The sequence below is a fragment of the Kitasatospora sp. NPDC001225 genome (genome assembly GCF_053597855.1).
This window is the reverse complement of record NZ_JBSFJC010000023.1, coordinates 15,798-39,674: the sequence shown is the minus strand read 5'-3', so window position 1 is coordinate 39,674 and position 23,877 is coordinate 15,798. Positions and strand designations below refer to the sequence as shown.

General features: G+C 74.1%; 21 protein-coding genes. 11 read left to right on the top strand and 10 right to left on the bottom strand.

Annotated elements, in window-relative coordinates; translation table 11 throughout:
- Nucleotides 1-55: 55 nt before the first annotated feature.
- The 3 genes from ACWDCZ_RS10700 to ACWDCZ_RS10690 form a co-directional block, all read right to left on the bottom strand.
- The gene (locus ACWDCZ_RS10700) at nucleotides 56-544 is read right to left on the bottom strand and encodes an NUDIX hydrolase (RefSeq protein ID WP_049656056.1); all 489 of its coding nucleotides are present in this window, start codon (nucleotides 542-544) and stop codon (nucleotides 56-58) included.
- A gap of 10 nt (nucleotides 545-554) precedes the next feature.
- A complete protein-coding gene (locus ACWDCZ_RS10695) occupies nucleotides 555-1,106 on the bottom strand; it encodes a sugar transferase (protein ID WP_049656058.1) in 552 nt (183 codons plus the stop codon).
- Between the two features lie 280 nt (nucleotides 1,107-1,386).
- Complete coding sequence (locus tag ACWDCZ_RS10690; protein WP_143204765.1) at nucleotides 1,387-1,659, bottom strand: hypothetical protein; 273 nt, start codon at nucleotides 1,657-1,659, stop codon at nucleotides 1,387-1,389.
- A gap of 431 nt (nucleotides 1,660-2,090) precedes the next feature.
- Between ACWDCZ_RS10690 and ACWDCZ_RS10685 the strand changes: the two genes are divergently transcribed.
- The gene (locus ACWDCZ_RS10685) at nucleotides 2,091-3,221 is read left to right on the top strand and encodes a polysaccharide deacetylase family protein (protein WP_387975990.1); all 1,131 of its coding nucleotides are present in this window, start codon (nucleotides 2,091-2,093) and stop codon (nucleotides 3,219-3,221) included.
- A gap of 982 nt (nucleotides 3,222-4,203) precedes the next feature.
- Here the strand turns inward: ACWDCZ_RS10685 and ACWDCZ_RS10680 are convergent.
- Nucleotides 4,204-4,974, bottom strand: a complete 771-nt coding sequence (locus tag ACWDCZ_RS10680) for a glutamate racemase (protein WP_375876694.1) — start codon at nucleotides 4,972-4,974, stop codon at nucleotides 4,204-4,206.
- A 57-nt stretch (nucleotides 4,975-5,031) separates the two neighbouring features.
- Here ACWDCZ_RS10680 and ACWDCZ_RS10675 point away from each other — a divergent pair, with 57 nt between their 5' ends.
- The gene (locus tag ACWDCZ_RS10675) at nucleotides 5,032-6,180 is read left to right on the top strand and encodes a glycosyltransferase (protein WP_049658710.1); all 1,149 of its coding nucleotides are present in this window, start codon (nucleotides 5,032-5,034) and stop codon (nucleotides 6,178-6,180) included.
- Between the two features lie 43 nt (nucleotides 6,181-6,223).
- Nucleotides 6,224-6,970: an SAM-dependent methyltransferase gene (locus ACWDCZ_RS10670; protein WP_449815751.1), complete on the top strand. Its 747-nt coding sequence runs from the start codon at nucleotides 6,224-6,226 to the stop codon at nucleotides 6,968-6,970.
- 72 nt (nucleotides 6,971-7,042) lie between these two features.
- Here the strand turns inward: ACWDCZ_RS10670 and ACWDCZ_RS10665 are convergent, their stop codons facing one another.
- The 3 genes from ACWDCZ_RS10665 to ACWDCZ_RS10655 form a co-directional block, all read right to left on the bottom strand.
- On the bottom strand, nucleotides 7,043-7,918 hold the full coding sequence (locus ACWDCZ_RS10665; RefSeq protein ID WP_449813946.1) for an alpha/beta fold hydrolase: 876 nt from the start codon (nucleotides 7,916-7,918) through the stop codon (nucleotides 7,043-7,045).
- Nucleotides 7,919-8,035: 117 nt separating this feature from the next.
- Nucleotides 8,036-8,710 carry a thiol:disulfide interchange protein DsbA/DsbL gene (locus tag ACWDCZ_RS10660; RefSeq protein ID WP_449815750.1) on the bottom strand — a complete coding sequence of 225 codons (675 nt, stop codon included), beginning with the start codon at nucleotides 8,708-8,710 and terminating at the stop codon, nucleotides 8,036-8,038.
- A gap of 173 nt (nucleotides 8,711-8,883) precedes the next feature.
- A complete protein-coding gene (locus tag ACWDCZ_RS10655; protein ID WP_449815749.1) occupies nucleotides 8,884-10,146 on the bottom strand; it encodes a glycosyltransferase family 4 protein in 1,263 nt (420 codons plus the stop codon).
- Nucleotides 10,147-10,625: 479 nt separating this feature from the next.
- Here ACWDCZ_RS10655 and mscL point away from each other — a divergent pair, with 479 nt between their 5' ends.
- The 5 genes from mscL to ACWDCZ_RS10630 all read left to right on the top strand — a co-directional run bounded on the left by mscL (nucleotide 10,626) and on the right by ACWDCZ_RS10630 (nucleotide 16,629).
- Nucleotides 10,626-11,072, top strand: coding sequence for a large conductance mechanosensitive channel protein MscL (mscL, locus tag ACWDCZ_RS10650; protein WP_049650971.1), 447 nt, complete (start codon nucleotides 10,626-10,628; stop codon nucleotides 11,070-11,072).
- A gap of 426 nt (nucleotides 11,073-11,498) precedes the next feature.
- Entirely contained in the window at nucleotides 11,499-12,278 is a 780-nt protein-coding gene (locus tag ACWDCZ_RS10645; protein WP_449815748.1) for a DUF6643 family protein, read from the top strand.
- 199 nt (nucleotides 12,279-12,477) lie between these two features.
- Nucleotides 12,478-13,353: an MOSC domain-containing protein gene (locus ACWDCZ_RS10640; RefSeq protein ID WP_449815747.1), complete on the top strand. Its 876-nt coding sequence runs from the start codon at nucleotides 12,478-12,480 to the stop codon at nucleotides 13,351-13,353.
- Between the two features lie 383 nt (nucleotides 13,354-13,736).
- Complete coding sequence (locus tag ACWDCZ_RS10635; protein ID WP_049650969.1) at nucleotides 13,737-16,226, top strand: right-handed parallel beta-helix repeat-containing protein; 2,490 nt, start codon at nucleotides 13,737-13,739, stop codon at nucleotides 16,224-16,226.
- Between the two features lie 64 nt (nucleotides 16,227-16,290).
- Complete coding sequence (locus tag ACWDCZ_RS10630; protein ID WP_053112031.1) at nucleotides 16,291-16,629, top strand: DUF6191 domain-containing protein; 339 nt, start codon at nucleotides 16,291-16,293, stop codon at nucleotides 16,627-16,629.
- A 102-nt stretch (nucleotides 16,630-16,731) separates the two neighbouring features.
- Here the strand turns inward: ACWDCZ_RS10630 and ACWDCZ_RS10625 are convergent, their stop codons facing one another.
- Both ACWDCZ_RS10625 and ACWDCZ_RS10620 read right to left on the bottom strand, forming a co-directional pair.
- Nucleotides 16,732-17,850: a PLP-dependent cysteine synthase family protein gene (locus ACWDCZ_RS10625; protein ID WP_049650968.1), complete on the bottom strand. Its 1,119-nt coding sequence runs from the start codon at nucleotides 17,848-17,850 to the stop codon at nucleotides 16,732-16,734.
- Between the two features lie 163 nt (nucleotides 17,851-18,013).
- Nucleotides 18,014-19,294, bottom strand: a complete 1,281-nt coding sequence (locus ACWDCZ_RS10620) for an ROK family protein (RefSeq protein ID WP_079272930.1) — start codon at nucleotides 19,292-19,294, stop codon at nucleotides 18,014-18,016.
- Here ACWDCZ_RS10620 and ACWDCZ_RS10615 point away from each other — a divergent pair.
- Both ACWDCZ_RS10615 and ACWDCZ_RS10610 read left to right on the top strand, forming a co-directional pair.
- Nucleotides 19,279-20,601, top strand: a complete 1,323-nt coding sequence (locus tag ACWDCZ_RS10615) for an MFS transporter (protein ID WP_082345641.1) — start codon at nucleotides 19,279-19,281, stop codon at nucleotides 20,599-20,601. The genes ACWDCZ_RS10620 and ACWDCZ_RS10615 overlap by 16 nt on opposite strands.
- 129 nt (nucleotides 20,602-20,730) lie before the next feature.
- Nucleotides 20,731-21,348, top strand: coding sequence for a HutD/Ves family protein (locus tag ACWDCZ_RS10610; protein ID WP_387830714.1), 618 nt, complete (start codon nucleotides 20,731-20,733; stop codon nucleotides 21,346-21,348).
- Between the two features lie 82 nt (nucleotides 21,349-21,430).
- Here ACWDCZ_RS10610 and ACWDCZ_RS10605 read toward each other — a convergent pair whose 3' ends face one another.
- Complete coding sequence (locus tag ACWDCZ_RS10605) at nucleotides 21,431-22,333, bottom strand: esterase/lipase family protein (protein WP_449815766.1); 903 nt, start codon at nucleotides 22,331-22,333, stop codon at nucleotides 21,431-21,433.
- 218 nt (nucleotides 22,334-22,551) lie between these two features.
- Between ACWDCZ_RS10605 and ACWDCZ_RS10600 the strand changes: the two genes are divergently transcribed.
- Nucleotides 22,552-23,865: a PucR family transcriptional regulator gene (locus tag ACWDCZ_RS10600; RefSeq protein WP_449815746.1), complete on the top strand. Its 1,314-nt coding sequence runs from the start codon at nucleotides 22,552-22,554 to the stop codon at nucleotides 23,863-23,865.
- Nucleotides 23,866-23,877 lie beyond the last annotated feature (12 nt).

The following is a 23,877-nucleotide window of genomic DNA, read 5'->3' as shown; positions in this document are numbered from 1 at the left end:
GCGGGCGGGGGTGGTTGAGGACCTGCGGCGGGCCGTGGTGGGCCCGCCCCCGGGCTCAGGGGCGCTCCTTGCCCTCCCAGGTGAAGACCGCCGGGCCCTCGCACTCCAGCGCGTGGCGCAGCCGCTCGTGCTCGCTCTCGATCATCGGCGGCAGCTCGTCCAGCCCGAACCAGCCGACGTCCAGCGACTCGTCGTCGTTCACCCGCGCCTCGCCGCCGACCGCGCGGCAGCGGAAGGTCAGCACCAGGTACTGCGTCACATCGCCGTTCGGGTACGTGACCTGCGGCGAGACCGTGACCGAGGCGAGCAGCTCGGGCACGACCACCACCCCCGTCTCCTCCTCGCACTCGCGCACCACGCCGTCGGCGGGCTGCTCCCCGGGGTCGAGGATGCCGCCGACCGGCGCCCACCGGCCGTCGTCGGCCCGGCGGGCGAGCAGCACCCGGTCGCGGTCGTCCAGCACGACGGCGACGACGGCGCTCAGCCAGAGCGGGCGGGTTCCCACGATGGCGCGGAGCTCGGCGAGGAAGGGGGGAATGGCCATGGGCCGCAGCCTATCGGGGCGGCTCCGGGCCGACCCGGTGCGCCCGGCCGGTGTCGGGCCGCAGCAGGGCGAGCACGGTGAGGCCGAGGATGCGCAGGTCGAGCCCGAACGAACGGTGCTCGACGTACCAGAGGTCGAGCTCCGCCCACTCGGGGCGGCTGAGCGGGCGGGGCGTCCGGCCGCGGCTCAGGGCCTGCAGCTGGGCCCAGCCGGTGAGGCCGGGCCGGACGGCGAGCCGGCCGCGCTCCCGGCGGGAGTAGTGCGCCGCCTGGTCCGGGCCGACCGGCAGGGGCCCGATCACCCCCATGTCGCCGCGCGCCACGTTCCACAGCCGCGGCAGCTCGTCCAGGCCCGATTGCCGCAGCAGGGCGGTGAGCCGGCCGTCCCCTCCGGTCCGGAAGCGCAGGAGCTGGAACTCGCGGCCGTGCCGGCCGGTCCGGATCTGCCGCTGGAGGACCGGGCCGCCGGTGCCGCAGCGGAGCAGGACGGCGATCAGCAGGGCCAGCGGCAGTGCGACGACCGCGGCCAGGGCGGCGACGGCGAGGTCGCCGGCGCGTCTCATGAGACGGCCGCGGCGCGATCCGGTCTACCGCTCATCGCTCCACCTCCACGGCGCTTCGAGCCGGAAGAACGCCTTCACAGTAGAGGCGGGATGAAGCTGTCGTCCGGGAATGGTGAAAGAAGAGGGCCTGAGATTGTCCGACTGGACGATATTCAGTCGGTCTGACCAATTTCGCTCGATCGGCCGTTTCGGAATTCCGAGAGCGATCGACGTTACGGGTGGGGGCAACGCCCGGACGGAACCCGCCGACCGTACGGCCGGTACGCCGGCCGGGGCGCCGTCAGAGCGCGGCGCGGCGCCGGTCGCGGAACACGCCGAAGGCGATCCGGCCGAGCAGCAGGACGCCCGCGGCCAGACAGCCGGCCACCGCCATCGCCCAGGCCGGCCCGTCACTGTCCGGCACGAACACGGCCACGACGATGCCGAGCGCCAGGCAGGCCAGGCCCACCACCGTCAGCGGGACCTGGTGGGTGACCAGGGCTCCGCCGCTGCACGCGCGAGCCATCCGGGAGGCCCCGTGGAGGTGGAAGGGGTCACGGTCCGCATCTGCCATGAGCCCAAGGTACCCCGGGGCGGCGCGGGTGGCAGCCCGCAGGGAGTGAAGGTCCGGACACGCTGCGCAACCGGGGGATCCGGGCTGGTCAGCGGCACGCCGGGCCCGCCCCGAAGTGTGTCCGAGGCGTCCGGGCGTGCATTCCGGCTCCACAATCAGTCCACGAAAAATCCTCGTCCCCCCGGTACAACCATCCGTCCGGTGCAGCGGTCTCAATGGCATTGAGTGATCCAGGAGCCGTTCGAGGGACGGGTGTGAACCCCCCACCGAGAACAGGAATATCCAGGAGCGGAGCCGCCGCCCCTGGAGTCGGAGGCCGGGCTCCGTCCTCCGGCGGTACCGCCACGCCGCTCGGCGAACGAGGGGGAACCGTGCCGCAGTCCCAGTCCAGTACATCGATCTCCATGGCCCGCGCCCGGCCGGCACCCCGCATGCGCGCGCTGCCCCTGACCGTCGGGTGGTCGGCGGACCGGCACGGCACCGGCCGGCCCACCGACCGTCCGCACGGCGACCACCTGCACGGCGATCACCTTCGCGGCGATCAGCTCGGCGGCGATCTCCTGCACGGCGACCGTCGGCGCGAGGAGCACCGCCACGGCACGCACCTGGACGGCGGGGGCCGTCACCGGGCGGCCGTCGACACGGAACAGCAGGACGCTCGGGGCGAATGGCTGCGGTTCGCCCCCGTCCAACCGCTGTTCCGGGCCCTGGCCGCCCAACGGCTCGCGGTGCTCGCGTACCACGGGGTGACCGACCACCGCTCGTTCGGCGCCCAGCTCGACCGGCTCCAGCGGCTCGCCACGCCGGTCTCGCTCGGCGCGGTCCTCCAGGCCGTGACCGAACGGCGGCCACTGCCGCCCCGGAGCGTCCTGGTCACCTTCGACGACGCCGACCGGAGCGTCCTCACCCACGCCCTGCCCGCGCTCGACGCCCGGGGCATTCCGGCCACCGCGTTCGTCATCTCGGAGCTCATCGGCACCGAACGGCCGTTCTGGTGGCACGAGGCCGACTTCCTCGCCCGGCACGGGGGCCGGGCCCGCTCGCTCGACTGCGGACACCCGTCCCAGTTGCTCCGGCGGCTCAAGGCCATGCCGGACCCGGACCGGCGGCGCAGTCTGCACGAACTGCGGGTCAGCGCCGACCGTCGGCCGCCCCGCCAGGAGCAGCTGACCCCCGCCGACCTGCTCGCCCTGCGGGACGGCGGCGTCGCGATCGGCAACCACACCCAGGGGCACCCGTGCCTCGGGCGCTGCGACGACGACACCGTGCGCGCCGAGATCACCGGCGCCCACGAGGCCCTCACCCGCTGGCTGGGCGAACCGCCGATCGCCTTCGCCTACCCGGACGGCGGCCACGACGTCCGCGCCGAAACCGTCCTGCAGGAGCTCGGCTACCGACTCGGCTTCCTCTCCGACCACCGCCTGGGCCCCCGGCTCCCCTCCCATCCCCTCCAGATCAGCCGCCTCCAGGTCGACTCCACCACCAGCACCCGCCGCTTCGACACCATCCTCTCCGGCCTCGAACCCGCCTACCGCCGCTGGCGCCGCCAGGCCGTCGCCTAGCAACGGGCGCCATCACGCCGCACAGGAAGTCGGCCGGGTCGACTTCCTGTGCGGCGCGCACCCCGGCAGCCCATCCCCAAAGCAACCAATCACTCGAGCCAATCCCGCACCAAAAGTCGGCCCAGCCGACTTCTCGCGCGCCCAGCCAAGTCATTTCGGGCGCCCGGAATGCCACCCCCGCCCCCGCAAAAAGTCGACTCCACGCACTCAACTTCCGGCACAAACCCACCCCAGAAGTCGGCCCGCCCGATTTCTGGCGCGCCCCAAGAGGCTTCAGCGAGTGCATGCTCAACGGGCTGGGCGAGCCCGGCCGCCACACAGGAAGTCGGCCCGCCCGACTTCTGGCGCCCCCCGCCACGTTCACACAGAAGCCGCAACGGCCGGCCGCTCGCCACGCGAAGAAGGAGTGGCCCACTACCAGGCGCGTCCCCTGCGCGAGAAGTCGGCCTGGCCGACTTCCTGTGCGCAGGCGGGCCCCGGGCTGGCAATCAACCGACTCGGGGCGCGGGCCGTATAGCCGCAGTATCCCAGCGCGGCACCGAAGCTTGATCGGACCAACCTCCCGCACGCCGCCGGGAAGCCCGGAACGCTCGCTGCACGAAAAGTCGGGCCGGCCGACTTTCTGCGCGATTCGAAGCAGCGACTCCGCGAAAAGTCGGCCGGGCCGACTTCTCGCGCACCAGCAAGCCCAGGACCGGCAACCAACAGACTCCAGGAGCCGGGCTGCCCAGCCGTTGCATCCGGGCATGGCGCAGGAAGTCGACTGGGCCGACTTCCCATGCAAGCAGGCCGGGCATGGGCCCGCGTCCGGGGAGTCTATGCGCGTAGAGGCCAGGGTGATTGGCCGCTTGAGTCGGGGGTGGTGCCGCTCGAAGCGGTCGTTGCGCGAGAAGTCGGCTGGGTCGACTTCTGGTGCAACCGACCAGAAGGGCTTCAGGGAGCGGGCTGCGTGGGAAGTCGGCTGGGCCGACTTCCCGCGCGGTCAGCCGATGAGGGTGGCGAGGGCGTTGCCCTGGGGGTAGAGGGCGGCGGCCGGGGGGAGGTGGGCGGGGGTGCCGGCGTGGAGGACGGTGAGGGTGCCGGTGCCGGTGCGGGTGGGGTCGGCGACGCGGCGGATGGCCTGGGCGGCGACGGCGTCGGCCGAGCCGTGCAGGGTGAGCCCCGGGGCGGCGGTCGGGGCGACGGCGGCGCGGATGCGGTCGTCGACGAGTTCGTAGTGGGTGCAGCCGAGCACGATGGCGTCGGTGCCGGCCGGCGTCCGGGCGGCGGCGTCGGCGATGGCGGCCGTGACGGCTTCGTCGTCGCCGTGCTCGACCGCGTCCGCGAGGCCCGGGCAGGCGACCTCGGTGATGTCCGCCGAACCGCCGAAGTCGCGGATCAGCCCGCGCTGGTACGCGCTGCCGGTGGTGGCCGGGGTGGCCCAGATGGCGACCCGGCCGCCCCGCACGGCGGCGGGCTTGATCGCCGGGACGGTGCCGACCACCGGCAGCCCGGGCTCCAGCTCGGCCCGCAGGGTGGCGAGCGCGTGGACGGAGGCGGTGTTGCAGGCGATCACCAGCGCGTCGGGTTCGAGCGCGGCGGCGGCCCGGCAGCAGCCTAGGGCCAGCTCGGTGACCTCTTCCGGCGTACGGGGCCCCCACGGCATCGAGGCCGGGTTGGAAGAGAGCACCAGATCCACGTCCGGGCGCTGCTTCCGAAGGGCGGCGGCGGCGGCCAGCAGGCCGATTCCGGAGTCCATCAGTGCGATCTTCACGGCTCAAGACTTTAGTCGATCCGCCCGTCGGGCCCGGTTCTGCGGCAGACTGCCGGGGTGACCGTCCTGCTGTGGATCGCCGCGTTCTCCCTGCTGGTCTGGCTCTGGCTGGCGTGCTGCCACGGCTCGTTCTGGCGCACCGACGTTCGGTTGCCGCCGCGTCGCCCGCCGGTCCGCTGGCCGCAGGTGGCGGTCGTGGTGCCGGCCCGGGACGAGGCCTCGGTGGTCCCGGTGAGCCTGCCGACGCTGCTGGCGCAGAAGTACCCGGGGCGGGCCCGGGTGATCCTGGTGGACGACCACAGTTCGGACGACACCGGCGCGCTGGCGGCGGAGCTGCGGACGATCGACGGGCTGGAGCTCACCGTCACCACCCCTCCCCCGCTGCCGCCGGGCTGGACCGGCAAGCTGTGGGCGCTGCGGCACGGCGTGGAGCTGGCCGGTCCGGACGCCGAGTACCTGCTGCTGACGGACGCCGACATCGCGCACGGCCCGGATTCGCTGGCCGAGCTGGTGGCCGCCGCCGAGAGCAACGGCCTGGACCTGGTGTCCCAGATGGCCCGGCTGCGGGTGGAGACCGGCTGGGAGCGGCTGATCGTGCCGGCCTTCGTGTACTTCTTCGCCCAGCTGTACCCGTTCCGCCGGAGCAACCGTCCGGGTGCCCGGACCGCGGCCGCGGCCGGCGGCTGTTCGCTGGTGCGGCGGGAGGCGCTGGAGCGGGCGGGCGGGGTGGCGGCGATCCGCGGCGCGGTGATCGACGACGTGTCGCTGGCCCGGGCGGTGAAGTCGACCGGCGGCCGGACCTGGCTGGGTCTGGCCGACGACGTGGACAGCGTGCGTCCGTACCCGCGGCTGGAGCAGCTGTGGCGGATGGTGTCGCGCAGCGCGTACGCCCAGCTCAGGCATTCGCCGGCGCTGCTGCTCGGGACGGTGCTGGGGCTGGCGCTGGTGTACCTGGTGCCGCCGGTGGCGACGGTGGCCGGGCTGGTGGCGGGCGCGCCGGCGGTGGCCGCGGCGGGTGGGGCGGCGTGGGCGCTGATGGCGGGCACGTACCTGCCGATGGTCCGGTACTACGGGCAGCCGGCCGCGGCCGTGCTGCTGCTGCCGTTCACCGCGGGGCTGTACCTGCTGATGACGGTGGACTCGGCCGTACAGCACTGGCGCGGCCGGGGCTCGGCGTGGAAGGGACGGACGTACTCCCGGGCCTGAGAAACCCGCTGCGCGCCGCACCGCCCCGATCCATACTGCTCGGATGGACCGTCAGCAGATCTCCCGCCTCGCCCATGCCCACCACCCGATCGCGGCCCCGCTGGCGGACGGCTCGGTGGCCCGGTTGCTGGACCGTGCCATGGCCGGGACGGAGCAGGGCCGGGCCCTGGACCTGGGCTGCGGCGAGGGCGCCTGGCTGCTCCGGGCGCTGGCCGCCGGCCCGGGCTGGCGGGCAGTGGGCGTGGACCTGGACGCGGCGGCGCTGACCCGGGCCCGGGAGTCCGCGGCCGCGCTGGGCGTGGCCCGCCGGATCGGCCTGCACCACCTGGACGCACGGGAGTTCACCGCGGAGGAGCCCTTCGACCTGGTGCTGTGCGTCGGCGCCACCCACGCCTTCGGCGGCCTGCTGCCGACGCTCGCCGCGGCCCGCGAACTCCTGGCCCCGGGCGGCCGGTTGCTGGTCGGCGAGGGGTTCTGGCAGCGCGAGCCGTCCCGGGCGGCACTGGACGGACTGGGCGCGGCACGGGAGGACTTCACGGATCTCGCGACGACCACCGAGCGGGTCCTCGCGGAGGGCTGGACGCCGGTGTTCGGGCTTGTCAGCACCGAACAGGAGTGGGACGAGTACGAGTTCGCCTGGACGGGCTCGCTGGCCGAGTGGGCGCTGGACCACCCGGAGCACCCGGACGCGGCGGCCGCCCGGGAGGCGGCGGACCGGCACCGCACCGGGTGGCTGCACGGCTACCGGGGGACGCTCGGCTTCGTCACCTACCTGCTGCGCCGCGACTGAAGCACGCCGAAGGGCTCTGAACACGCCCGAACCGCCTGAGCCTCCTGCCCCCGAACACCCCGCACCGGTCGGCTACTTCCCGATCCGCGCGAGGAAGTCGTCGATCAGCGGGGCGATTTCGGGCAGATTCTCCTCCAGCGCGAAGTGCCCGGTGTCGAACAGGTGCAGCTCGGCCCCGGGCAGGTCGCGCAGGTAGGCGCGCGCACCGGCCTCGGTGAAGAACGGGTCTCCCACTCCCCAGAGCACCAGCGTGGGCGGCTGGTCGGCGCGCAGCCAGGCCTGCCAGGCGGGGTAGAGCTCGACGTTGGAGAAGTAGTCGAGGGCGAGTTCGACCTGGATGTCCTTGCGGCCGGGCAGGTCGAGGAAGTGCTGGTCGAGCGTCCAGCCGTCGGGGGCGACCAGGCTCGGGTCGCCGGTGCCGCCCTCGTACTGGCCGCGGGTGACGTCCGGGGTGAGGATCGAGCGGGCGGCCTGCTCCGCGCCCGGCACGCCACGCCTGTTCGCGATGAACTCCCTTGCCTGGTCGGAGAGTCCCTCCTCGTAGGCGTTGCCGTTCTGGACCACCAGGCCGGTGATCCACTCCGGGTGCCGGGTGGCCAGGCGCAGGCCGACGGGGGCGCCGAAGTCGAAGACGTACAGCGCGAAGCGGTCCAGGCCGAGGGCGAGGCAGAAGCCCTCGATCACATCGGCGAGGGCGTCGAAGCGGTACGTGAAGGCGTCGGGCGCGGGGCTGTCGCTGTGGCCGAAGCCCGGGTAGTCGGGGGCTATCAGGCGGTAGCGGGTGCCGAGCGCGTCGAGCAGCCGGGCGTACTGGTGGGAGGAGGACGGGAAGCCGTGCAGCAGCAGGAGCACGGGGGCGTCGAGCGGTCCGGTTTCGCGGTAGAAGACGCGCAGGCCGTCGACGTCGACGTGGCGGTGGTGGACGTGAGGGATCATCAGCTCGCTCATGCTAACCATTAAACAGCATGTGAATGGTTAGGCAAGATGCTGTTCGAACAAGACGCCTGCCGGGCAGGGCACATGAGCGAGCTGATCCGCTGTCACCGCGAGGGCCGGAGCACCGGCTCAGTGACCCCGCGCCTGCTCCTGCTGCACCAGGTGGTCGAGCACCTCGGGCATCGCCTCGACCCCGCCGGCCTGGGTCGGCGAGGTGCGGTACTCACCCTGGACGACGACCGTCGGCAGCTCGTTGACGCCGTAGCGGGTGAAGTCGGCGGCGGCCTCCTCGACCGACCGCGTCACCTCGGCGGAGCGGTACGTCTCGCCGAACGCCTTGGCGTCGACGCCCTGCCGCGCGGCCCAGTCGGTGGCGGTGGCCTCGGTGGTGAGGTCGACCCGCTCGGTGTGCACGGCGCGGAAGACGCTGACCTGGAGGCGGTCGACCTGGCCGAGGCGCTCCAGCGTGTAGAAGATCCGGGCGTGGCTCCGTTGCGCGGCCTCGTCCGGACTGCCGGGCCAGACGGCCGGGATGCGGCGCAGCGCGACATCGGCGCGGTGCTTCTCCGCCCAGGCCTGCAGGGGCTGTTCGAGCGCCTGGGAGTGGCTGCAGTCGTACCAGAAGAACTCGACCGCCTCGGTCCGGACGCTCTCACGGACCGGCTGCGGATGGTCGATCTTGACGAACTGGGCGCCCCCGAACGGGATTTGGTGGGTGATCGCGCCGGCCTGGACGGGGGACGCGGCAATCCCGACGGCGACGGCGAGCAGGACGGTGGACCGCAGCAGCGACTTCGATTTCACACCGGGCAGTGTGCTGGCGGCGGTTCGCTACCGGCCGGTTGCTGCGCACGGGCCGCGCCGGATTCGCCCGGACGGCGTAGCCGGGCCGGGCGCGCGGACGGGCCGGCCACCCGACGGGGTCGGCCCGGCCGCCCCGGTCGGCATGGCACCCCTGGCCCGCCTGGCCACCCCGGTCAGCGGGCGGCCTCCGGGCCCGCCGTCCATACCTCGGCGACCAGTTGCTGCCAGGCGTCCACGACGGCGCCCAGCTCGAAGTGCTCCAGCGCGTGCGCCCGGGCCGCCGCGCCGAGGCCCGCCCGGTTGACCGCGAGCACCTTGCCCAGCGCCTCGGCGAGGGCGAGCGGGTCCCCGGGGGCGACCAGCGCGCCGGTGGCGCCGTCCCGGACCACCTCGCGCACCCAGCCGACGTCGGTGGCCACGGCGGGCACCCCGGCCAGCGCCGCCTCGATCAGCGCGCCGGGCACGCCCTCGCTGTCGCTGGTCAGCAGCAGCGCGTCGGCGGCGCGGTAGAGCGGGGCCGGGTCGGGCAGCGGGCCGAGGAAGTGGGCGCGGGCGGCGGCCGGGTGGCGGGCCAGCGACTCGCGCAGCGGTCCGTCCCCGGCGACGGCGAGCCGGACGTCGGGCAGCCGGTCGAGCACGTCGAGGGCCAGGTCGAGCCGCTTCTCCGGGGCTATCGCCCCGATCCAGGCGACCAGCAGCACGTCGGCCGGCAGGCCCAGCGCGTGCCGCGCGGCACGCCGGTCGTCCCGGCCGTCGGCGGGCGGATAGCTCTCAGCGGCACGGGAGTTGGGGATCACGTGCACCTTTCCGTCGGGCAGCCGGAACTGCTCCTCCAGGACGACGCGCGCCTCGTCGGTGAGGGTGGTGACGGCGGCCGCGCGGTGCATCAGCGCGCCGCCGCGCACCCGGCGCAACCGGTTGGCGGTCCAGTAGCGCGGGTGGCCGACCGAGACGTAGACGAAGGGCGTACGGGTCCCGGCCAGGGCGAGGGCGCAGGCGGCCAGGGTGTCCGAGCCGTGGGCGAGCACCACGTCGGCGGCGCGGGAGGCGGAGCGCAGCGCCCGCAGGGTGCTCGGGTGCAGCCGGCCGGGGCCCAGCACGGCGGCGGAGCGCAGCCCGGCGGCGGCGGAGCAGTCGACGGCGGCCCGGCCGGCGGCCTCGGGGTCCGGGCTCGCGGCCCCGGAGCCCTGACCTGCGGAATCGGGGCCCCGGCCTGCGGAACCGGGGCCGGTGGAGTCCCGGCCCGCCCCGGCGGGGCCGGAGGGGACGGCCGGGTGCGGGGCGAGGGCGCACAGCGCGGAGGACTGCCCCCGACGGCCCAGTTCCCGGTGGAGGTCACGGGCGAAGTTCTGCGCGCCGCCCCGGCGTGAGTCGCTGATCAGGTGCAGGACACGCGGACGGTTTCCGGCCGGATCGGCCGACAAATGGTCGGGCATGGACCGACCTTGGCACAGTGCTCCGCCCGGTACATCCCCTTCGCGCAACCTGATGGTGGCCCATCCGCCCGCGCTTGTACACCGGATGTGCGCCACGGGGCCGCCGTCGTGCGCCGTACGCGACCGCCGTGCGCCCCGTCTCGCCCCCTGCCGCGCTCCGGTCCACCCTGTCGCGCCGGGTCGGCGCCGCCCCGGACCGGCGCGTGCCGGTGTCACATGCGGCGCCACACGCGGTGCCACAGGGGCGAGTTGGAGCGGCTGACCAACCGACTGGCTCGGCTGTTCGACCGGGGAAAGGCCGGTACGCGGAGCGTCCCCGCCCCGCAGGGCCCACGGACGCGGGGCACCGCGGCGGTTACCCGATTCGGGTGAACGCGGTTGGACCTCGGCCCGGCCCGCTCGGCAGGATGTCCGGCCTGGGGCGGCACCCGCCGTGCCGCCCCATCTCCCCCTCCCCCGTACGGATTTGGAGTCACCCGGTGTTCAAGGGATTCCGCAGCTTCCTGCTGCGCGGAAACGTGGTGGACCTCGCGGTCGGCATCGTGATCGGCGCTGCCTTCACCGCCGTCGTCACCGGGTTCGTCAGCGCCTTCCTCACCCCGCTGGTCGGCGTCGCGTCCGGCGCCGTCGGCGACTTCACCCAGAAGACCTTCGACGTGGCCGGCACCCGGTTCCCGTACGGCCTCTTCGTCAACGCGGTCATCGGCTTCGTCCTGACCGCCGCCGTCATCTACTTCGCCGTGGTGCTGCCGGTCGGCAAGCTCCAGTCCCGCTTCGAATCGGCCAAGCCCGCGCCGGCCGCGAAGGTGGACTGCCCGGAGTGCCTGAGCAGCATCCCGGCCGCCGCGACCCGGTGCTCCTTCTGCACCTCCGAGATCGGCAAGCCGGCCCTGCCCGCACAGGCCCAGGCCCTGCAGTCGCACTGAGCGCCGACACCCGGACCAGCGACGGGCCGCCGCCTGATCGGCAGCCGGCCATCGGGCCGACGGCCCAGGTCGCGGGCCTGAACCGGGCCCCGGAGAGCTGACGGGAATTTTATTCCCGAAACATTCACGAGCCCCCGTCGCCTGCTCGGCGGGGGCTCGAATGCGCCCGCGCACGCCCTGTCCGGGAAAAGTTTCTCCGCAGGGCCCCCGACCGTCCACCGGCCGGTCACCACAAGGCCTTCCGGGGCCTCCGTCCGGCTGCCGTTCGACCACTGACGGGGTGCCAAGGTTGTCCGGAACCGGTCGCCGGAATGTCCGTCTTTCCTACTTTCGAAACCTTTGTGCGAGCGAAGACTGTGTAAACACTCGAACTGCTCCCCCTCCCGCTCTCCTCAGCAGGCGCGTTGTGGGCTTACCGTATGCCCCATGACCTCGCCCCGCTCCTACGACGGAGTCGGCTACCCCTCTCCGTCCTACTCCTCCGGCACGCCGATCTACGACAGCCTCGTGGCTGAGCGCGGCGTCCCCCAGATCGCGCCCATCAACGTGCCGGCCGCCCTGCCGCCGGCACTGTCGTCCGGTTACGGATCCGGCCTCGGCCCGTCCTACGAGAACCGGTACGCCAACGGGTACGAAAGCGCCGGCAGCAACCTCCCCGCGCTGCCGCCCGCCCGCCTCGCCCTGGGCCCCGGCCCGAGCAGCGGCCCCTCCGCCGGCCCCGCCACGGCGTACATCCCCGCGCAGCCCGCGCCGGCGTACGCCGCCCCCCAGCCTCCGGTCCCCGGCTACGGCGCCCCCCAGCCGTACCAGCGACCGCAGCCCGGCACCCCCGCCTTCAGCCAGACCCCCGGAGGCGGCTACCAGCCGACCGGCGGCCAGAGCTTCGGCGGCCAGAACACCTTCATCGGCGCCCAGGGCGGCCAGCAGATCTTCGGCGCGCAGCCGGCCGGCGGACCGGGCGGTTTCGGCCAGGGCCAGCCCGCCGCCCCGCAGGGCTTCGGCGGCCAGCAGTCCTTCGGCGGTCCGGCCGCCGGCGGCCCCGGCTTCCAGGGCCAGGGCGGCGACCAGTCCTTCGGCGGTGCCCAGCTGCGCCCGGCCATGGCGCCGGTCGCGCCGGTCCGCCCGACGCAGCCGCAGCGCCCGGGCCCGTACGGCGAGTCCGGCCAGTTCCAGGGCGGCTACCAGCAGCAGGGCCAGGGCTACTGAGCCGCTGACACCCCGAGGCCGTCCCCCCACGCGGCCCGCACCCGCACCACCTGAGCAGCACCCGGCGCCCCCGTACGCCGGGCGAACGGAGAAACGGGTCATCCACGGACCGCCCGGAACGCCCCCCACGGCGTCCGGGCGGTCCGTGCGCATTAGAGGGCATTCCCGGCGAACCTCCGCAGGCTGGCAGGATGGAGGAATGCACCTCACCGGACTCCACGTCTACCCCGTCAAGTCGATGTACCGCCTGAGCCCGGACACCTCCGTGGTTCAACCCTGGGGTCTGGCCGGAGACCGTCGCTGGATGCTCGCCGACGCGAACGGACGCTTCGTCAGCCAGCGCGAGGACGCGGCCCTCGCACGGGTGCGGACCGGACTGCTGCCCGACGGCGTCCTCACCCTGACCACCCCCGACGGCTCCCGGATCGAGGTCCCCGCCCCCGCCGTCGCGGCCGGCGACCCGCTCGCCGACGTCGAGGTCTGGGGAACGCGCTTCCGTGCCGCGGAGGCCGACAAGGAGACGCACCGGTGGATCGCCGAACACCTCGGCGACTACCGCCTGGTGCACCTGGACGACCCGCGCGCCCGGCCGGTCGACCCCGAGTACAGCGCGCCCGGCGACAGCGTCTCGATGGCCGACGGCTATCCGCTGCTGCTCACCACCACCGCCTCGCTGGACCGCCTCAACGAGCTGATCGCCGCCGAGAACCCGGACGGCCACGAGACCCTGCCGATGGAGCGCTTCCGTCCGAGCGTGGTGATCGGCGGCACCGAGCCGTGGGCCGAGGACACCTGGCGCCGGATCCGGATCGGCTCGGTCACCTTCAAGGTGGTCAAGCCGTGCGGCCGCTGCATGATCACCACCACCGACCAGGAGACCGGCGAGCGGCGCGGCAAGGAGCCGCTGCGCACCCTGGCCCGGCACCACCGGCTGCTGCGCAAGGCCGCGTTCGGGCAGAACCTGATCCCCGAGCGGCCGGCCGGCGTCGAGGGGGACGAGCTCGGCACGCTGCGGCTGGGCGACGAGCTCGAGGTGCTCGAGGACGGGGCGCACTGGCCCGCCGACGGGCGCTGAGCGCTCGGGCCGGTTCTCCGGGAGAGTGGGCCGCTCCCGCCGACCCTCCGCGCCGGCTGCCGACGGTCGAGTACTGACCACCGACCATCGGATGCCGACCGCCGACCGCCCGTGCCGGGGGGCGGGGCGCATCGGCCCGTGGACCGGCGCCGGGCACGCGCCGCACTCCGAAACCGGCGCGCCCGGACGGAACCACCGCTGTGCGCGCTCGTTGAAACAAGTGGTCGGAACCTGTGGCGGCGCTGAGCGCTACCGGTGTCCGCGCGACCGCGGGCGGCCGGACCACCCACGTGGGCGCGCTACGGTGGGCGGACGGCCCGCGCACCCCCGCGCGTTCGGCCCGTTGATCGCCGGCTCGACGAAGGTGGGGACGACAGACCGTCATGGCTGAGCACAGGGTCCGGGTCACCCAGGACAGCGCATCCCGCTGGCGTCGCCGCGCGGGCGAGTACGACACGCTCGCGGAGGCCCTGGCCGCCGCCGAACCGGGCGACACGGTGACCGTCCGCCCGGGCACCTTCCGGGAGAACGTGCTGCTGGACAAGCCGGTGACGATCGTCCCGGCCCAGGGCCCGGGGACGGTCCGGATCGACCCGCCCTCCGGGGTGGCGCTCACCGTGACCGCCGCCGCCACCGTGCGCGACCTGGTGGTCGAGGGCGGCGACAGCACCACCCCGGCCGTGCTGGTCACCGGGCCGGAGGCGACCCCCTCCTTCAGCGGCTGCCGGGTGGAGACCCGCTCGGCCACCGGCATCGAGGTCACCGGCGGTGCCCGGCCGACCCTGCGCGGCTGCGTGGTCACCAACCCCGGCGGGCTCGGGCTGCGGCTGCGCGGCCCGGACACCGCCGCCGCCTTCGAGGACTGCGAGGTCGCCGCCGCCGGCCAGGCCGGACTGGCCGTCCTCGGCGGCGCCACCGCGGCCCTGGACCGCTGCCGCGTCCACCACGCCTCCGGCGCCGGCGTCCTGCTCTCCGACCCCGGCAGCGCCGCCGAACTGACCGGCTGCGAGATCTACGAGATCCGCGGCAGCGGCGTGCAGGCCGAGGCGCAGGCGGGCGGGCGGCTGGTCGACTGCGAGATCCACCGGGTCACCGGCAACGGTCTCACCCTGGACGGCGAGGCCGAACTGGTGCTCACCGGCTGCCGGGTGCACGACCTGCCCGAGAACGGCGCCGACCTGCGCGGACGCGCCCGGCTGAGCCTCGCCAACAGCACCGTCCGGGACTTCGGGCGCGGGGCGCTGTCGGTCTGGGACCAGGGCACCGAGGCGGTCGCCGAGTCCTGCGAGATCCACGGCTCGACCGGCGAGTACCCGGCGCTCTGGGTCAGCGACGGCGCCCGACTGACCCTCACCGACTGCTCGCTGCACGACCTGCCGGACGCCCTGTTCGTCCTCGACCGGGACTCCGCCGCCACCGCCGAGGGCTGCTCGTTCAGCCGGATCCGCAGCTCGGCGGTCTCGGTCAGCGGCGGGGCCACCGTCTCCCTGGCCTCCTGCCGGGTGCAGGAGGCGGGCACCGGGCTCTGGTTCCGCGACCACGGCAGCGGCGGACTGCTCACCGACTGCGAGATCTCCGACGTGGCCACCGGCGTGATCGTCACCAAGGGCGCCGACCCGGTGCTGCGCGCCTGCACCGTACGGGCCAGCACGGACGCCGGGGTGTACGTCTCGGCCCAGGGGCGGGGCACCTTCGAGGACTGCCGGGTCTCGCAGGGCAAGGGCTTCGGCTTCCACATCATCGACGGCTGCCGGACCCAGCTCACCCGCTGCCGGGCGGAGCACAACCAGCGGGCCGGGTTCGAGTTCTCCGAACCGGGTCCGGTCACCGAGGGGTGCATCTCGGACGACGTCGGGGCGGCTCCGGTGCCGTCCGCTCCCGCCCCGCCCGGCGGCGGGGCGGGGCCGGGATCCGCGGGTGGGCGCGGTCCGGGGCTGGGGTCGTCGTACGGGTCCACCGACGTGCCCGCGCCGCGGACCGCCCAACTGACCACGGTGGCACCGCTGTTGGCGTCGGCCGCGGCCGGTTCGGCCGCGATCTCGCCGATCCCGGACTGCCGGCCGGCCGAGGAGGCGCTCGCCGAACTGGACTCGCTGGTCGGGCTGGCCACGGTGAAGCAGGAGGTGCGCACACTGATCGACCTGATCTCGGTCGGCCGGCGCCGCCGCCAGGCCGGGCTCAAGGCTCCCTCGCTGCGCCGCCACCTGGTCTTCACCGGCGCACCCGGCACCGGCAAGACCACCGTCGCCCGGCTGTACGGCGAGATCCTCGCCTCGCTCGGGGTGCTCCAGCGCGGACACCTGGTCGAGGTGGCACGGGTGGACCTGGTCGGCGAACACATCGGCTCCACCGCGATCCGCACCGCGGCCGCCTTCGACCGGGCGCGCGGCGGGGTGCTCTTCATCGACGAGGCGTACGCGCTGGCGCCCGAGGACGGGGCGCGGGACTTCGGGCGCGAGGCGATCGACACCCTGGTCAAGCTGATGGAGGACCACCGCGACGAGGTGGTCGTCATCGTGGCCGGCTACACCGCCGAGATGGAGCGCTTCCTCTCCGCCAACCCCGGTGTCTCCTCCCGTTTCTCACGCACCATCGGCTTCCCCGACTACACGGCGGACGAGCTGCTGGAGATCGCCCGGTCGCAGTGCGCCGAGCACGAGTACGCGCTCTCCGAGGAGACGGAGGAGGCGCTGCTGGAACACTTCGGCGGGATGGAGCGCGGCCCCAACTTCGGCAACGGGCGCACCGCGCGACAGGTCTTCGAGACCATGGTCGAGCGGCACGCGGTACGGATCGCCCATCTCGCGGACCCGTCCACGGAGGAGCTCCAGCTGCTCGTCCCGGCCGACCTGCCCACGGCGCCGCTGCCGTAGGGCCCACTGCGGTAGGGCCGGCGGCCGGGGAACTCGTCGGCCGCGCCGGGCCGTTGAGGCGGGCATGGGTGTGCTGTTGACGGGCGCGGCGGGCGGGTTGCTGCTGCCGGCCGGACTGGTCGTGGTGTTCTTCCTCGGTGCGGTGGTGCGGCGGCTGCGCGCCCGGCCGGCGGTGGGACCCGACGGCGGGCACGGCGGTGGGCGCGGCGACGGGCGCGGCGCGGGTGCGACCGCGACGGAGGAGCTGCACGCGCTGCTCTACCCGAGCAAGCGGGTGCAGCTGGAGCAGCGACGGGTCGAGCTGGTGCTGCGGGACGACGAGCACGACGGCGCGCCGAAGCGGACGGGGATCGACCTTGCGGGCGGTCGGGCGGTGATCCGGCGGGTGGCGGGCACCGGCTGACGGCTGACGGCTGACGACGAACAGGCGACAGCGAACAGATAACAGACGACAGCTGACAGAGTTTGAAATCTGTCAGCTGTCACCCGTCCGCCGCCCGGCGCGTCAGCCCGTCCAGGCGCCGCCGGCCAGGAAGGACTCCATGGCCGCCCGGTAGGGCGCGATGTCGATCCGCTCGCCCGCCAGCCAGTCGTCCGAGTAGTACTTGTCCAGGTAGCGGTCCCCCGGGTCGCAGATCAGGCCGACCACGCTGCCCGTCCGCCCGGCCGCCCGCATCTCGGCGACGATCCGCAGCGCGCTCCACAGGCCCGTCCCGGTGGAGGCCCCCGCCTTCTTGCCAAGCACCTGCTCCAGCACCCGGACGGCGGCGATCGACGCGGCGTCCGGCACCTTCATCATCCGGTCGATCGCCCCGGGGACGAAGCTCGGCTCCATCCGCGGCCGTCCGATGCCCTCGATCCGCGAGCCACTCTCGCAGACGGCCTCCGGATCGTGGCGCACCCAGCCGTCGAAGAAGCAGGAGTTCTCCGGGTCCGCGACGCAGATCCGGGTGTCGTACTGCATGTAGTGCACGAACCGGGCGATGGTCGCCGAGGTGCCGCCGGTCCCGGCGGTGGCCACGATCCAGGCCGGCTCGGGGTGCGGCTCCAGGCGCAGCTGGGCGAAGACCGACTCGGCGATGTTGTTGTTGCCGCGCCAGTCGGTGGCCCGCTCGGCGTAGGTGAACTGGTCCATGTAGTGCCCGCCGGTCTCCTCGGCGAGCCGGGCGGAGGCCTCGTACACCTCGTCCGAACGCTCGACCAGGTGACACTCGCCGCCGTGGAACTGGATCAGGTCGATCTTGGACTGACTGGTGCTCTTCGCCATCACGGCGATGAACGGCACGCCGACGAGCTGGGCGAAGTACGCCTCGGAGACGGCGGTGGAGCCGCTGGAGGCCTCGATCACCGGCTTGCCGGGCCGGATCCAGCCGTTGCAGAGCCCGTAGAGGAAGAGCGAGCGGGCCAGGCGGTGCTTGAGCGAGCCGGTCGGGTGGGTGGACTCGTCCTTGAGGTAGAGGTCGATCCCCCACTCCGCGGGCAGCGGGAAGCGCAGCAGATGGGTGTCGGCGGAGCGGTTGGCGTCGGCCTGGACCTTGCGCACCGCCTCCTTGAGCCAGGCGCGGTACTCCGGGTCGGAGCGGTCGACGTCGGCGGTCGGCTCGATGCCGGACTGGGTGCTCATGGTCGCTGTCTCCCTCGTGGTGGCCCCCCGATGCTCACTACGAGTGTATGAGAGTCACGATAAGTGACCGTTTTCGAAGAGCCAGCTTCCGCTTATCGCCGCCAGGACAGATCTGGTCACCGTCGGGGGCGGAACCCATCGACCAGGGCAGACCCGATCGCCGTCAGGGCAGCACCGGCACCGACTGCGGGTCCGCCAGGTACGGCCCCCAGCCCAGCTCGGCCGCGCCCGCGAGCGCGCCGTGCGCCAGCTCCGCGCCGACGATCGGCACCCGGCCGCTGCGCCCCCACAGGCTGCGCTCGGCGACCACCGACCGCAGCCGGTCGGGCGCGGCCTCCAGCAGGTGGAGGTGCAGCCCGCTGAGGACCACCCGGTCGGGGTTGAGGATGTTGGCGACGCCCGCCAGGCCGAGTCCGAGCCGGTCGATGACGTGCTCCACCGCCGCCCGCGCCCGGTCGTCCGTCGCGGCGGCCCGGCACAGCTCGCGCGCCTGGTCGAGCAGCGGGCGTCCCGGTTCCGGGGTGAGCCCGGCGGCGGTGAACAGCGCGTCGGGGTCGGTCTCGGAGTTCAGGCAGCCCCGGTTGCCGCACATGCAGGGCCGACCCTGCGGGTCGACGGTGAGGTGGCCGACCTCCAGGGCGAGGCCGGCGCTGCCGGTGTGCAGGTGCCCGTCGATGACCAGCGCGCCACCGACGCCGCGGTGGCCGGAGGTGACGAAGAGCAGGTGGCGGGCGCCGCGGCCGGCGCCGTGCCGGTACTCGGCGAGCGCGGCCAGGTTGGCGTCGTTGGCGATCGCGGTGGGCAGCGGGCGCAGCGCCTTCGGGCCGTGGTCGGCGCGTCCGACCTCGACGTCGTACAGGTCGGCGACCGGGGTGCCGCTCGGCCAGGCGAAGTGCAGCGCGGCGAGGGCGGTGCCGTCCGGCTCGGTGACCGGGTTGGGCAGCGCGAGCGCGGCGCCCAGGCAGCGGCGGTCGGTCGCGCGGGCGAGTTCGGCACCGGCCACGGCGACGGCGCGCAGCATCCGGACCGGGTCGGTGGCGGCGGGCAGCGGCAGGTGGACGGGCGGGTCGAGCAGTCCGCCGAGGCCGGCCAGGGTGACGCTCAGTCCGTCGGCGTGGATCTGCCCGGCGACCACGACCGGGCCGTTCGGGTCGATCGCGAGCCGGTGCGACGGGCGGCCGCGGCCGCCGCCGGCCGGGCGCGAGTCGACGGTGATCAGGCCGAGCGCCTCGAGTTCGGCGGTGACCGCGCCGGCGGTGGCCCGGGTGACGTCCAGTGCGCGGGTGAGCGCCGAGCGGGTCGGCGTCTGGCCGGTGTGGATCAGGGAGAGCGCTGGGCCGAGCAGCGTCCGGCCCCGGTCGGGAGCCGCGCGGCGGTGGTTGTCGCGCTGCGCGTCGGAGTCGTTCCCGGTACCGGGCCTCGGGCTTGATGGTGAGAGCTGCACGCCCCTATTGTGACTTTGTGTCGCTTCGAAACAAAATCGGTTCACGCACCCGGCCCGATCGCCCCTCCTCCCAGTCTCGCAGCACACCCCCGGTGACGGACAGCCCCTGGGGTCCTGCACGCATCGCCCTCACCGCGTTCTTCGCCGTCGACGGCTTCCTCTTCGCCTCCTGGGTCGTCCGCATCCCGGACATCCGCAGTCAGGTCAGCGCCTCGCACAGCGCCCTCGGGCTCGCCCTGCTCTGCCTGTCCATCGGCGCCGTCCTCACCATGCCCGTGATCGGCCGACTCTGCCTGCGGTACGGCTCCCGGCCGGTGACCGTCGGCTCGCTCGCCCTGCTCAGCCTCGCCGTGCTACTGCCCGCGCACGCCCACTCGGTCACCGCGCTCGGCGGGGTGCTGCTGCTGTTCGGCGCGGGGTACGGCGGGGCCAACGTCGCGATGAACAGCGCCGCCGTCGACCTGGTCGCGCAGCTGCGGCGGCCCGTGATGCCCAGCTTCCACGCCGGGTACAGCTTCGGCGGACTGGTCGGCACCGGCGTCAGCGGACTGCTCGCCGGCCCGCTGAGCACCGCATGGGCGCTCGCGCTCAGCGCGGCGCTGGGCATGGCCGTCACCGTCGGCGCGGGCGTCGTCCTGCTGCGCAGCCCGGCGGCGGCAGCAGTCGCACCGGGCCATACGGACCGTACGAGCCACACGGGCCGCACGGCGGAACCGTCCGGGACCGCGCGGCCGGACGCGGGCTCGACCCGCCCCCGTACCCGCCTGCTCGTCCTGCTGCTCGGCCTCACCGCGCTCTGCACCGCGTACGGCGAGGGCGCGATCGCCGACTGGGCCACGCTCCACCTCACCGACGACGTCCGGGCGAGTTCCGTGGTGGCCGCCACCGGCTACGGCGCGTACGCGTTCGCGATGGCCGGCGGGCGGGTCGGCGGCACCTGGCTGTCCATCAGGCTCGGCCAGACCCGGCTGATGCTGTTCGGCGGGCTGACGGCGGCGGTCGGCATGCTGGTCGCCGCCCTGGCGCCGGTGGTGCCGGTGGCGATCTGCGGGTTCGTGCTGGTCGGCCTCGGCCTGGCCAACCTCTTCCCGCTCGCCATCGCCCGGGCCGGTGCGGCGGGCGGGCCGCAGGGCGTCGCGTTCGCCTCCTCGCTCGGCTACGGGGGGATGCTGATCGGCCCGGTGGTGATCGGCTTCCTCGCCGACGCGGCCGGACTGCCGCTGGCCCTCACCACGGTCACCCTCGCGGCCACGGTGGCGGCGCTCCTGCCGCTGTCGGTCGGACGGCGGGTGACGGACGACCGGTGACGGTCGACAGGCAACGGATGACAGGGAACAGCGAACAGATAACAGCCGACAGATAACAGCTGACAGACACTGAAATCTGTTATCTGTCACCTGTCATCTGTCATCCGCCGTGTGACAGGATGCGAGGCCATGACGACCAGCGAACGCTTCCAGGTACTGCGGGCGGGCGAGCGCCCGGCGACGGCGTGGCTCAACGGGGGCGGGGTGACCAGGGAGGTCGCCGGGTTCCCGGTCGGCGCCGGACTGGACGCCTTCGACTGGCGGGTCAGCCTCGCGGACGTCGCCTCGGCGGGGCCGTTCTCCCCGTTCCCCGGGATCGACCGGGTGATCACCCTGGTCGAGGGCGCCGGCATGGCGCTCACCGTCGACGGTACCGAGCAGCTGGTCGACGCGCCGTTCCGGCCGTTCGCCTTCTCCGGCGACGCCACCACCGACTGTCGGCTGCTGGCCGGCCCGGTGGTGGACTTCAACGTGATGACGCGCCGCGGGCGGGTCGAGGCCGCGGTCGACCTGGCCACCGCGGCCACCACGGTCGACGTCCCGGACGGGAGCACCGCCCTCCTGGTCTGCCTCGTCGGCACCGCCACCATCCACGACGCCACCATCCACGGCGCCTCCGTCGACGGCGGCACCATCGACGGCGTCGAACTCGCCCGCTACGACGCCGCGTTGTTCGACACCCCGGGCACGTACGAGCTGCACCCGGACGGCACCACCGCCGTCATCGCCTTCCGCACCGCGCCCTGAGAGCCGGTCAAGGGCCGCACCACCGAACAGCGGCGCTCCCACCTCCCGGGACCACCCCGGGGGCAGGAGCGCCGCCGCCGCTTCACCCGCAGAACACCGGCGTGGCGTGCCCCGGATCCAGCGCGTTGGTGACCAGGTGCAGCGCCGTCGGCGAGAACGCGATCCCGACGTGCTCCACCAGCGAGACCGGGCAGTGTTCCTGCACCACCTGGTTGTCGACGTCCGGGCCGCTCAGGAACTGGGTCCGCCACGGGGTGACGACTTCATCGAGGACCGTCGAGATCACCGTGTAGCGCACGCCCGGTACGGTGTCGGGCCGGGAGGCCATCACCGTGTTGAAGTCGGAGCCCACCGCCTGGTCCCGGCAGGCCTTGCAGACCGTGTAGATCAGGTCCGCGACGCCCGGGAAGTACGGCACCAGGTTGGTGATCCCGTCGAGCGTCGTGCCGTGGTTGGACGGCGCCAGCCCGACCAGCCTGCCGACCTTGGACCCGCCACCGAGGAACTTGAGGTAGTAGTTCGGCAGCATGCCGCCCTGCGAGTGCCCGACGATGTCGACCTTGGCCGCGCCGGTCGCGGTCCGCACCAGGTCCACGAACCGGCCGAGTTGGGCCGCCGACTCCGGCACCGGCCCGAGGCCGCCGATCGGCAGCAGCAGGCCGCTGCCGCTGGAGGTGACGCCGGGGATCATCCCGTAGTCGAGGGCGAAAACGCAGTACCCGAGGCTCTTCAGCAGCGGGGAGAGCGCCAGCCAGTTCTCGTAGCGGTTGGCGAAGGTGCCGTGCACCAGGACGACCGGGTCGGGGTGCGCGGTGGTCGGCCGGCAGGTCCAGTCGTTGGCGCCGGGCGGCGAGGCCACCGTGTCGCCGTCCGGCGGCAGTTCGGCGGACGAGGCGGACGAGCTGGACGAGGCGGACGCTGCGGACGAGCCGGCCGCGACGGCCGAGGCGCTCGCGACGGGCACGGCAGCGCTCGCCGGCGACACCGTCGCACCGGCCAGCACCGCCCCCGCCAGCAGCAGCGCACCCAGCGCGCCTGCGCCCCTGCGGCGCACCGGAGTTGCGGAGAAGCGGAGAAGTGGGGTTCTCAACTGTTGCCTCCACAGCGGAAGTTTGTTACCAACAGGTAACCCGAGGGCACCATCATGCGGTCGCCCCTCCGGCCCGGCCCTTGGGCGTCCCCCAGACCTGGACGGTGTTCTCTGTGACCGGTCACAACGCACCCCACCCCGCACCCCCGAACACCTCCGACCGGACGCCGGACTGGCACGTCCCGGTGATCGGCGGGCTCCCGGCCGACCAGCGACTGCTCGGCGGCGTACGGGAGCTGGCCGAGACCGTGGTCGCCGCCCTGCTGGAGCGGGTGCCGGTCTACCGCCGGCTGCCCCGCGAACAGCTCACCGGCGAGCTGACCCGGGACACCGAGCGCCGCATCCGCGCCCTCGCCCACACCGTACGGACCGGACTCCCCGCCCCCGCCGAGGAGTTCACCGCCGTCCGGGAGGCCGCCGCCCGGCGGGCCGAGGAGGGCCTGCCGCTGGACGCCGTCCTGCTCGCCCACCACCTCGGACTGGAGGTCTGCTGGGAGTTCGCCACCCGGCACGCCCGGGACGACGACGCCGCCGACCTGCTCGCCCTCAACCGGCTGCTGCTCGACCAGCTCCGCCAGGCCGTCACCGCCGCCGGGGCGGGCTATCTGGACGGCCGCCGCCCGGCCACCGGCCGGCGGGACTCGGCCCGGCACTCCCTGCTCGGCGCGCTGCTCGCGGGCACCCCCGCCGACGCGGCCGCCGAGCGCGCCGGGCTCCGTCTGCCCACCGGGTACGCCGTGCTCTGCCTGTCCCTCGCCGACCACCCCGACGAGCACTCCCCCGGTGTCGATCCGGGCATCGCCGCCCTCCGCAAACTCCGCCGGTTCGAGGCCGAACTCGACCACCGCACCCGGCAGTCGGCGCTCACCGCGCTCACCCCCACGGGCGGCCTGGTGCTCGTCCCGTTCGGACCGTCACCCGGTCCGGACGAGGACGGGGCCGGCGAGGCGCCGTGGCCGCTGCTCGCCGCCGCCCTCGCCGCGGCGGCCCGGGCGGCCGGCGTTCCCGTCCTGGCCGGGGCCGCGACCGCCACCCCCGCCGAGGTGCCCGGCGCGGCCGCTCTCGCCTACGAAGTCCTCGACGTGGCAAGGGCGTTCGGCCGACCTCCGGGGCTGCACCGGCTGGACGACGTCCTGCTGGAGTACCAGCTCACCCGCCCCAGCCAGGCCCGCTCCCGGCTCGCCGCCCTGCTCGAACCGCTCGCCGACGCCGGGGAGTTGCTCATCACCCTGCACACCCACCTGGCCGGCGGCCTGAACCGCCGCCACACCGCGAGCGCCCTGCACCTGCACCCGAACACCGTCGACTACCGGCTGCGCCGGATCGCCGCACTGACCGGCCTGGATCCGGCCCGCCCCGCCGACCTCCCGCGGATCGCCGCCGCCATCGCCGCCCGCACCGCCGAACAGGCCTCCCTCGCCGGGTAGTTCGGGACGGCT